Source organism: Dietzia timorensis (genome assembly GCF_020742175.1).
Classification (GTDB): Bacteria; Actinomycetota; Actinomycetes; order Mycobacteriales; family Mycobacteriaceae; genus Dietzia; species Dietzia timorensis_A.
The window spans coordinates 1-10,462 of record NZ_DYXM01000140.1 but is presented as its reverse complement, the minus strand read 5'-3'; the positions used below and the strand labels follow the sequence as shown (position 1 = coordinate 10,462).

Below are 10,462 nucleotides of genomic sequence, written 5' to 3'. Positions count from 1 at the left end.
CCGCGGTCACGCTCTCGCGCCCGCGGCCCCGCCGGTGTATCCCGTTGTCGAAGAGTCCCGTGCTTAGTCGCGGGGCTTTTCGACCAGTTCGTACGCTTCGATGAAGTCGCCGATCTGAATATCCGGGTAGGAGACGGTCAGACCGCATTCGAAGCCTTCGCGCACCTCGGTGACGTCGTCCTTCTCGCGGCGCAGCGTCTTGATCTCGATCGAGTCGGAGACCACGTTGCCGTCGCGAACGAGCCGCGCCTTCGCGTGGCGTCGCACGCGCCCCTCGGTGATCATGCAACCGGCGATCGTGCCGACGGCCGAGGACTTGAACAGCTGGCGGATTTCCGCCTTGCCGAGTTCGGACTCCTCGTAGATCGGCTTGAGCATGCCCTTGAGCGCCGACTCGACCTCGTCGATGGCCTGGTAGATCACCGAGTAGTAGCGGATCTCGACGCCCTCGCGGTTGGCCCGCTCGGTCGCCTTACCCTCGGCACGCACGTTGAAGCCGATGATGATCGCATCGGATGCGGCCGCGAGGTCCACGTTGGTCTCGGTGACGGCACCGACACCGCGGTCCACGACGCGCAGCTCGACCTCGTCGTCGATCTCGATACCGAGTAGCGACTCCTCGAGTGCCTCGACCGTACCGGCGTTGTCGCCCTTGAGGATGAGGTTGAGCTGACTTGTCTCCTTGAGCACCGAATCCAGGTCCTCGAGGCTGATCCGCTTGCGCTTGCGAGCCGCCTGCGCATTGCGCTTGAGGGCATTACGACGATCGGCGATCTGGCGTGCAATACGGTCCTCGTCGACCACCATCAAGGTGTCACCGGCACCGGACACGCTGGTCAGGCCGATAACCTGAACCGGCCGGGAGGGCCCGGCCTCCTTGACATCTTGTCCGTGCTCGTCGACCATCCGGCGCACGCGGCCGTAGGCATCACCGGCGACGATGGAGTCGCCGACGCGCAACGTACCGCGCTGGATGATGACGGTCGCGACGGGGCCGCGGCCGCGGTCGAGGTGAGCCTCGATCGCGACGCCCTGGGCATCCATCTCCGGGTTGGCGTACAACTCGAGCGTCGCATCCGAGGTGAGCACGACGGCTTCGAGAAGCTTGTCGATGTTCTCGCCGTTACGGGCAGAGATGTCGACGAACATCGTCTCGCCGCCGTACTCCTCGGGGATGAGTCCGTACTCGGTCATCTGACCGCGGATCTTCGCCGGGTCGGCGCCTTCCTTATCGATCTTGTTCACGGCGACGACGATCGGCACATCCGCAGCCTGGGCGTGGTTGATCGCTTCCACCGTCTGCGGCATGACGCCGTCGTCGGCCGCGACCACGATGATCGCGATATCCGTCGACTTCGCACCACGGGCACGCATGGCGGTGAACGCCTCGTGACCCGGGGTATCGATAAACGTGATCGTGCGATCTTCGTCGTTGACCGGGGTGGTCACCTGGTATGCGCCGATGTGCTGCGTAATACCGCCGGCCTCGGCCTCTCCGACGTTGGCACGACGGATCGAGTCGAGGAGTCGCGTCTTACCGTGGTCGACGTGACCCATGACGGTGACAACCGCAGGACGCTTCTCGAGCTCCTCGTCGCCGCCATCATCCTCGCCGTAGGTGAGGTCGAACGACTCGAGCAGTTCGCGATCCTCGTCCTCGGGAGAGACGACCTGGATCTTGAAGCCCATCTCCTCGCCGAGGAGCTGAAGCGTCTCTTCGCTCACAGACTGCGTGGCCGTGGCCATTTCGCCGAGATTGAACAGAGCCTGCACGAGCTGCGCGGGGTTGACGTCGATCTTGTCGGCGAAGTCGGCCAAAGATGCGCCCTGCGCGAGGCGGACGGTCTGGCCGTTGCCATTCGGCAGCCGAACGCCGCCCACCTCGGGTGCGCGCATCGAATCGTATTCCTGACGCTTCTGCCGCTTCGACTTACGTCCGCGACGCGGTGCGCCACCGGGACGACCAAACGCGCCGGCTGCGCCGCCGCGTCCGCGACCGCCACCACCTGGGCGACCGCCGCCGCCCGGACGAGCCGGTCCACCGGGTCCGCCGCCGCGGAATCCGCCGCCGCCACCACCTGGGCGACCACCGCCGGGACGGCCACGGCCGGCCGGCTTGACCCGCTCGGGCATCTGGCCCGGGCTCGGGTGCGCGGGCATCATCGCCGGGTTGGGGCGAGGTCCGCCAGCCTGGCCGCCGCCCTGAGGACGACGATCACCCTGGGGACGGGCACCCGGACGTCCGCCACCCTGCGGGCGAGGTCCGCCTTGTCCAGCAGCCGGACGCTGACCGCCCGGGCCGGGCCGGGGTCCACCGGGTCCCGGAGCAGGACGAGGCGCCGGGCGTGCCGGCTGGCCGCCGGTGGAGAAAGGATTGTTGCCGACGCGCGGAACCTTCGGTCCGGGCTTGGGTCCGGGGCGAGCACCGGGCTTGGGCGCGGCTGGACCCGAGGGCTTCGGCGCGGCTTCTGCAGCCGCGTCTGCGGCCGGCTTCGCCGGTGCGGGCTTGGGAGCACTGGTCGGGGCCGGCTTCTCCGACGCGGCGGGGCTGGGCTTCGCGGCCGGTCCCGGCTTTGCAGAGGACGGCTTCGGTCCCGGCGTAGCCGGCGACGGGCTGGCCTTCGGCGCAGCCTTCTTAGCTCCGGGCTTCGGCCCATCTGTTTTCGCCGACTTGGCGGGGGCCTTATCCGCCGATGAGGAGGCGTCTCCGGACGAATCCGGGAATGCCTCCCTGAGTCGCCGAACCACTGGGACTTCCAGGGTCGACGATGCGGACTTGACGAATTCTCCCTGCTCGCGCAGCTTCGCCAAGACCTCCTTGCTCGTTACGTTGAGCTCTTTCGCGATCTCGTGGACGCGGGGCTTTCCTGCCACTGTTCTCCTGTCCTGTAGGGACTAGAAGGCGACATGGCAGGTCGCTTTCAAGCCCCTAATGCTTTCCGATATCCGTTCATCGTTTCGACTTCACGGTGTTCTCATCGGTTGCGGTCCATTTCTTCACTCCTCCTCCCCTGCGCGTCTGCAGGAGGGATCGTCTGGTCGCCACATAGCTGGGCGACAAACTCGTTTAACGCCGAAACATCCGCGTTTAGTCCCACGCGGAGCGACCTCGGAAAGGCCTTCCGCTCAAGTGCGGTCCGAACGCAGTCGGCATTGCGGTGAACCCAGGCTCCGCGCCCGGCCATTGTTGCTGACCGGTCGGGAACGATCGACGAGCCGTGCTCCACGGCGACCACGCGAACGAGGTCGTCGGAAAGCGGCTCGCTCCGGCGGCAACCCACGCACGTCCGTACGGGGCCGCATCGATTCGCAGGCACTGAATCACCCAAGTGACTCGCCCTTCCTCAATTCCGGATCCACCAATTACGACCTTAGGCCGATTTTCGCGGCACGCCTAATACGTCCGCCTCCGCGGCGGGACCCTATCGGGCGTTCCGTTTACCTTCCGGTAAAAGTCGCAATGCCCGAGTTTACCGCGAATTCCATCAGATGACTTAATCGACGCCCGGCACTTCGATGGGATCGGAGGTGTCGGCGTCGGATCGGATGTCAATGCGCCATCCGGTGAGGCGGTGCGCGAGCCGGGCGTTCTGCCCTTCTTTCCCGATAGCCAGCGACAACTGGTAATCGGGCACAACGACGCGAGCTGCCTTGTTCACCTCGTCGACGACATCCACCGATACGACCTTCGACGGCGACAGGGCGTTGCCCACGAAAATCGCGGGGTCGGAATCCCAGTCGATGATGTCGATCTTCTCTCCGCCGAGTTCGGCCATGACGTTGCGCACGCGCGCACCCATCGGCCCGATACACGCACCCTTGGCGTTCAGGCCATTGACGTGAGCGGACACTGCGATCTTCGAACGGTGCCCGGCCTCACGAGCGATGGACGAGATCTCGACCGACCCGTCCTCGATCTCGGGAACCTCAAGGCGGAACAGCCCGCGTACCAGATCCGGGTGGGTACGTGAAAGGTTGATCGTCGTCGACCGCGGCCCCTTTGTCACGCCGACGACGAAGCACTTGATGCGCTCGCCGTGCGGGTAGCGCTCTCCCGGTACCTGCTCGGACGGCATGATCGTGCCCTCGGTACCGCCGCTTTCGGGCCCCAGCCGAACGACGACGATGCCACGTTCGTTAGCGCGGGCATCCGATTGGATAACGCCGGAGATGATCTCGCCCTCGCGCGCCTGGAACTCGTTGTACGTTTTCGCCGAGTCCGCTTCCCGCAGGCGGTTCATGATGATCTGACGGGCGGTCGACGCGGCGACGCGGCCGAAATCGCTTGGCGTGTCGTCGAATTCGCCGATCTGGTTGCCCTCGTCGTCGAGCTCCGCTACAAGCACGCGAACCGAGCCGGCCTTGCGATTCACCTCGACGCGCGCGGGCCGCTGGGCGCCTGGAGTGTGCTGGTACGCCGTCAACAGCGCACTTTCCAATGTGACAAGAAGGTCCTCGAGAGAGATTTCTCGTTCAGCGCTCAACAGCTTGAGGGCCGTCATGTCTATATTCATTGCAGCTTCCGTCTCCTAGCCAAAAGACTCTCGAATTATGAGTCTGCCACTAACCGGTCGATCTCGTCCTGTGGTGGAGAGGAAAACTCTACCTGGACCACCGCTCGCTCGATGTCACCGAGGCCGACCCACTGGGCGTGCAGGCTCTTTCCCGCCTTGAATACCAGCCACACTCGTCCTTCGACTTCGTCGACATCGCCGATCCGCGCTTTGTGCTTGCTCCCCTTACCGCCTATGACGTCGGACAGAGCATCCGTACTGGCGAACGCGATCTCGGCCTTCCTACCTCGCGCACGACGGAAGTGCGTCGCCGTCTCCAGCGGTGCACCCACTCCCCGACTCGAGACTTCGAGGACCACCTTCTGCTCGGGGGACCCCCATCCCTGCGACGGTCCGTCGAGCGCGTTCGACACCTCGGCGAGTTCGTCGAGCCCCACGGGCTTATCGCCGTCGACGATGATCTTCACGCTGGCGGCACCCTCTGCCGTGCCTGAGTCGTCGATGCGGTCGACGTCCAGGCCGAACTGGGAGACTATCGACTCGATGGTGGCTCGGTCCTGCTCGGAGAGAATCACGACTCACCGCCCTTTCGTATGCTCGTATGAGTGCCGAGCTTACCGGCCCCGCCTCACAAGCCTGTGCACCCGCAGGCGGTAAACAGGTGCGTTGGAAAGTCCGTAAGGTGCCTGCCGGTGCCTGCCGCTCCTATACGACCCGAAACGAGGGGATTCACGATGAGGCACAGTCCCGGGCCCACCCGCCGCGAACTGTTCAAACTCGTCGGACTCGCAGCCGGGCTGGCAGTGGTAGGCGGCTCGGTCGCGGCGTGCGGCGAGCTGGATTCCGAGCAACAGAACAGGCTCGTGGATTCGTGGCGCGCATCGCGTTCGGACATCGCCCTGGCGGAATCGGCGCGGGAACAGTTCGACCCCGAGTCCGCCGAATTCGGTGCACTGGATCGGGTTATCGAGGCGCGCACGGTTCACCGCGATTCCCTCGTCGAGGCTCTCGAGGCCGCCGGAGAGGAGCTGCCGACCGAAGACTCCGAGGTCTCCGAGGGCACGGGCGATTCTGCCCCTACACCGGAAGCGGTTGAGCCGGCCACGCTGGATCGTGTCGTCGAGGCGCTCACCGCCTCCGGCCGGACGGCACGGGAGGCCGCCGCGATTCTCGAGGGATACCCCAGCGCGCTCGCCGGTTCGGTAGGTGCGGCATGCAGCGCGTTGGCTCAGGTATCGCTGGGCGTCGCGCTGGGCCGATCGCGGTAGGACGTAAGAGGAAAAGGGAGCACACGTACATGACGAACTTCGACGGACTTCGCGCCGAACACGCGGCCGCCTATGGCTACGGGCTCATCCTCCCGCTCGCGGACTCGACCATCAATGCGGCGTGCCGGCGGATGCTCGAGCAGCACCGCTCGCTTTCTGACCGCGCACAGCTGCTGTGGCCGGACGCTCCTCCGGCGGAAGCTGGATACAGCACGAGCGAGCCGCTCGAGACGTCCTGGGATGCCCTGATCTTCGCCGTCAGGCTCGAATCGGATGCGTGCGAGGGTTGGGCCTCGCAGCTGGCGGCAGAAGACCAGACGGAGCAGCAGCGCGCGTTCGCGGCTGATGCCCTGGAGAAGGCCACGGTGCAGATGGCCAGGTGGCGCAACATCATCCCCGGCGCCCCGTTCTCCCCACTTCCCGGCCTGTAGCCGAAGTCCAGCGGGGAGCACGGGTGACGAGCCGAGGCCCGGTTAGCGTCTAGTCCCGCAGCCTTGCGACGATCGTCTCGGCGGCACCTTCGACGGGAACCTGCGTGACCTCGCCGGTCGCGCGTTCGCGAAGCTCGACGGTCCCCTCGGACCAGCCGCGCCCGACGACGACGACCCACGGCATACCCAAGAGCTCGGAGTCCTTGAACTTCACGCCCGGCGAGGCCTTGCGGTCATCGAAAAGCACCTGGAGCCCGGCGTGGTCGAAAGCCTGCGCGAGTTCCTCGGCGCCGCGCGCTGCTTCCTCATCCTTGTTGGCGATGACCACGTGCACGTCGAACGGCGCGGCCGCGGAGGGCCACGACAGGCCCTTCTCGTCCGCCCGCTGCTCGGCGAGCACCGCCATCAGGCGGGATATGCCGATGCCGTACGAGCCCATCGTGACCCGAGCCGGCTTGCCGTTCTCGCCGAGCACGTCGAAGCCAAAGGCGTCGGTGTACTTACGGCCGAGCTGGAAGATGTGGCCGATCTCGATGCCACGCTGCAAGGTCAACGTGCCGGAGCCGTCCGGAGCCGGATCGCCCTCGCGCACCTCTGCCGCCTCGATCGTGCCGCTCGGGGTGAAGTCGCGTCCGCAGACCAAGTCCACGACGTGCCGGTTGGGTTCGTCGGCGCCCGAGATCCACGCCGTGCCCGAGACGATGCGCGGGTCGACCAGGAAGCGCACGTCGTTGCGCTCGAGTCCTCGCGGGCCGATGTATCCCTTGACGAGGAACGGGTTGTTCTTGAAGTCCTCTTCGTCGAGGAGCTCCACTGTCGCGGGTTCGAAGGAGGCCTCGAGGCGTTTCATGTCCACCTCGCGGTCGCCCGGCACGCCGATACCGACGAGTTCGGACTCCTTGCCAGGCTCGCGAACCTTGACCATGACGCACTTGAGCGTGTCGGCTCCGGTGACGGTGCGGCCGAGTTCGGCGGCGTTGGCCCATTCGACCAGCGCGTCGATCGTCGTCGCGTCCGGGGTGTCGTGCACGACCGCCTCAGGCGTGCCCGAATAATCCAGGGCCTGGGGCGCCGGTGTCGTCACCGCCTCGACGTTCGCGGCGTAGTCTCCGCCGGTCGAACGGACAAAGGTGTCCTCGCCTGCGGGCGCGACGGCGAGAAACTCCTCGGACGCCGATCCGCCCATCGCCCCGGATGTCGCCTTGACGATCACGTAGTCCACGCCGAGACGATCGAAGATTCGCTGGTACGCACCGCGGTGGGCATCGTAGGACCGGTCGAGCCCAGCATCGTCGACGTCAAAGGAGTACGAGTCCTTCATCACGAACTCGCGGCCGCGCAGGATGCCCGCGCGGGGCCGTTCCTCGTCGCGATACTTCGTCTGGATCTGGTACAGGGTCGCGGGCAGATCCTTGTAGGAGGAGTACTCGCCTTGCACGGTGAGGGTGAAAAGCTCCTCGTGGGTGGGACCGAGCAGCATATCGGCGCCCTTACGGTCCTTGACGCGGAACAGCGACGGGCCGTACTCGGTCCATCGGTTGCTCTTCTCGTACGGCTCGCGCGGCAGCAGCGCGGGAAGGAGGATCTCCTGGCCGCCGATGGCGTTCATCTCCTCGCGCACGATGTCCTCGATACGGCGAAGAGTACGAAGGCCCAGCGGTAGCCAGGAGTACACGCCCGGCGCCACCCGTCGCACATAGCCGGCGCGGACCAGCAGCTTATGGCTGATCACCTCGGCATCGGCGGGATCGTCGCGAAGCGTACGAAGGAACAAATGAGATAGGCGCTCAATCACGGTTACCCAGGTTATCCGCAGCGCTGCCTCGCCGCCCACAAGACCCCGCAAAACCCTGCGCGACTATTCTTGACGCTCGTGCGTATTCTCCTCCCCCCTTCCGAAACCAAGTCCTTCGGCGGCTCGGACGCTCCTCTCGATCTCGAGGCGCTGAGCTTCTCGGAACACCAGGGGGTGACGTCGCTGCGCCGCGCTCTCGTCACCGAGCTTTCCGCGCTGTGCGCAGGACCCGCGGAGATTGCAGCGAAGGCGCTCGGCCTGTCCGAGAAGCAGGCGCCCGCCGAGCTCGAGGCCAATGCCGAGCTGCTCTCCGCCCCGACTGCGCCGGCGATCTCGCGCTATACCGGCGTCCTGTACGACGCCCTGGACTTCGGCTCGCTGACAAAGGCACGTAAGGACCGCGCCCGCGACACGATCCTCGTGGGCTCGGCGTTGTTCGGTCTCGTCGGCGCCGCCGACCAGATCCCCCATTACAGGCTCAGCGCATCGTCGTCACTACCCACGGGCGGTACCCTCCGGAGCCGCTGGACCGGTCCATTGACGGAGGCCCTCGCCGATTTCGATGAGGAACTCGTCGTCGACCTTCGCAGTGGGGGCTACCGCGCGCTCGGCCCAGACCCGGGCGCGGTGACGGTCGACGTGGTCAGCGTTTTACCCGACGGCAGCCGCAAGGTGATCACCCACTTCAACAAGCATTACAAGGGCGTACTCACAAGGGCTCTCGTGTCCTCCCGCGCGACGATCGACGACGTCCGCTCGCTGCGCCGAGTCGCCTCGAAGGCGGGGATCGAGCTCGACGTGGATGGAGAGAATCCTCGCGCGCTCACCATGGTGCTGAGAGAACAATAGGTGTCGGCGAAGAGAAGCGTTACCGAAATCAGGGCGCGCCTCGCCTAACAGGGTAAGTTACGGGTGTATGCAGGTCTGAGAGAGTAACCAACGACTTCCGGAATGCGATGCACTGACCATGCCCAAGATTCGCGATTTTCTTGCTTCCCGGCCCGCGACGGAAGAGCCCGCCGTGGAACGGGTTATTCCCCGGACGCTCGTTGCGGTTCTGGGCATCACCGGCGTCATATCCCTGTTCTGTGTCGTCACTTTCCCCGACGATCAGCTCAACTATTGGGGAATCTACAACCTGCTCACCGATCTCCACGTTTATCGATGGGGCGGCGAGTACGTGTCGAACTCACTGCCGCTATATGACGGTCTCATCCACTCTCTGGATCCATCGCAGAGCTGGCGCGGTCCGATGCCGTACACGTACACCCCGTTCTCGGCGGCATTGTTCGTGGTGCTCGCGAACCTCTCCTTCCAGCTCATGGAAGCAGCGTGGCTCGGACTCATCGCGGCGTCGACGGTTGTCGTGTGCTGGACGATGCTTTCGTGGCTCGGCTATCGCCGGGACAATCGGCTTCTCTGGGCGTCGATCTTCTTCGCGGCAACGATGGTGTTCACCGAACCGGTGCGCACGACCTTCTGGCTGGGCCAGATCAACATGGTTCTACTCGCGCTCATGGTTCTCGATGCCGCAGCGAAGGGGCGTTGGCGAGGTGCTCTCACCGGCATCGCGGCCGGCATCAAACTCACGCCGGGCTTCCTGTGGATCCACTACCTCGTCACCAAGCAGTACCGCTCGATGTTCATGGGAGTCGCGGCATTCGTCGGCACGATCATCGTCGGTGCCATCGCCGCGCCTCGTGATTCGCTCCATTTCTGGACAGGAGGTCTTTTCGAGGCCGAGCGCATCGGGGACATCGCGGCGCCTAGCAACCAGTCCGCGAGCGGCGTGCTCGCCTACTATTTTTTCGACGGTGGCACCCCACGCTTGGTCTGGCTCTTCGTGGCCCTCGTCTGCGCGGCTGTCGGCCTCGCCGTGGCATACCGCGTCCACTTTCGTGGGCAGCCTCAGCTCGCATTCGTCATCTCCGGCATGACAGGATGCGTCATCTCGCCGTTCTCGTGGGGCCACCATTGGGTGTGGTTTGTGCCGCTCATGGTCGTGCTCGTGCACCTGCTCATCCAGCATGCGCGCCGCGGATGGGCGCTCCTGGCCTGGGTACTCCCGTTCGTCCTCTACTTTTTCATAGGGGCCTGGACCTTCACATGGCCTGTCGCCGAACAACCCGAGGGACTATGGATCGGGACCGGCTGGTTTATGTCCGGGCAGGCACTGATTGAGCCGTGGGGAATCATCCTGCACGAGCCTTACCTGGTCGTGTGGCTCGGCACGCTTATCGGAGCCTACCTCCTGACGGCGAAGGTCCGCGCCCCGAAGGCCCCAGGGGCTCCCGCACGCTCGAATGGTTAGAACTGTGTAGGCGCCAGCACCTGGGGCAGGCCCGCCACGTCACCGATGACGATGATCGCAGGAGCGGCGATCTTCTCTTCGCTCATCACCTGGCGCATAGACGCGAGCGTGGCATCCACGCGTCGTTCCGTGGTCAACGACGC

Annotated in this window: 9 protein-coding genes; 4 read left to right on the top strand and 5 right to left on the bottom strand. The window is 65.3% G+C overall.

Going from position 1 to position 10,462, the window contains the following annotated elements; all coding sequences use genetic code 11:
* Window positions 1–63: 63 nt before the first annotated feature.
* The 4 genes from infB to rimP form a co-directional block, all read right to left on the bottom strand.
* Window positions 64–2,874 (bottom strand): translation initiation factor IF-2, encoded by a 2,811-nt coding sequence (infB, locus tag K8V11_RS07450; RefSeq protein ID WP_303912177.1) that lies wholly within the window; start codon window positions 2,872–2,874, stop codon window positions 64–66.
* A 101-nt stretch (window positions 2,875–2,975) separates the two neighbouring features.
* On the bottom strand, window positions 2,976–3,281 hold the full coding sequence (locus K8V11_RS07445; protein ID WP_303912180.1) for a YlxR family protein: 306 nt from the start codon (window positions 3,279–3,281) through the stop codon (window positions 2,976–2,978).
* Between the two features lie 213 nt (window positions 3,282–3,494).
* On the bottom strand, window positions 3,495–4,514 hold the full coding sequence (nusA, locus tag K8V11_RS07440; protein ID WP_303912174.1) for a transcription termination factor NusA: 1,020 nt from the start codon (window positions 4,512–4,514) through the stop codon (window positions 3,495–3,497).
* A 35-nt stretch (window positions 4,515–4,549) separates the two neighbouring features.
* Entirely contained in the window at window positions 4,550–5,089 is a 540-nt protein-coding gene (gene rimP, locus K8V11_RS07435; protein WP_303912172.1) for a ribosome maturation factor RimP, read from the bottom strand.
* A gap of 159 nt (window positions 5,090–5,248) precedes the next feature.
* Between rimP and K8V11_RS07430 the strand changes: the two genes are divergently transcribed.
* Window positions 5,249–5,782 carry a hypothetical protein gene (locus tag K8V11_RS07430; RefSeq protein ID WP_303912171.1) on the top strand — a complete coding sequence of 178 codons (534 nt, stop codon included), beginning with the start codon at window positions 5,249–5,251 and terminating at the stop codon, window positions 5,780–5,782.
* Between the two features lie 29 nt (window positions 5,783–5,811).
* Window positions 5,812–6,213 (top strand): ferritin-like domain-containing protein, encoded by a 402-nt coding sequence (locus K8V11_RS07425; protein WP_303912170.1) that lies wholly within the window; start codon window positions 5,812–5,814, stop codon window positions 6,211–6,213.
* 49 nt (window positions 6,214–6,262) lie between these two features.
* Here K8V11_RS07425 and K8V11_RS07420 read toward each other — a convergent pair whose 3' ends face one another.
* On the bottom strand, window positions 6,263–8,008 hold the full coding sequence (locus tag K8V11_RS07420; protein ID WP_303912167.1) for a proline--tRNA ligase: 1,746 nt from the start codon (window positions 8,006–8,008) through the stop codon (window positions 6,263–6,265).
* 78 nt (window positions 8,009–8,086) lie between these two features.
* Here K8V11_RS07420 and K8V11_RS07415 point away from each other — a divergent pair, with 78 nt between their 5' ends.
* A complete protein-coding gene (locus K8V11_RS07415; protein ID WP_303912166.1) occupies window positions 8,087–8,857 on the top strand; it encodes a YaaA family protein in 771 nt (256 codons plus the stop codon).
* Between the two features lie 172 nt (window positions 8,858–9,029).
* The gene (locus K8V11_RS07410; RefSeq protein WP_303912164.1) at window positions 9,030–10,319 is read left to right on the top strand and encodes a glycosyltransferase 87 family protein; all 1,290 of its coding nucleotides are present in this window, start codon (window positions 9,030–9,032) and stop codon (window positions 10,317–10,319) included.
* Window positions 10,320–10,462: the final 143 nt, after the last annotated feature.

Bases quoted from the DNA above. Each gene is read 5' to 3' on its own strand.
- nusA (WP_303912174.1), bottom strand. From the start codon at position 4,514: ATGAATATAGACATGACGGCCCTCAAGCTGTTGAGCGCTGAACGAGAA.
- K8V11_RS07430 (WP_303912171.1), top strand. From the start codon at position 5,249: ATGAGGCACAGTCCCGGGCCCACCCGCCGCGAACTGTTCAAACTCGTC.
- K8V11_RS07425 (WP_303912170.1), top strand. From the start codon at position 5,812: ATGACGAACTTCGACGGACTTCGCGCCGAACACGCGGCCGCCTATGGC.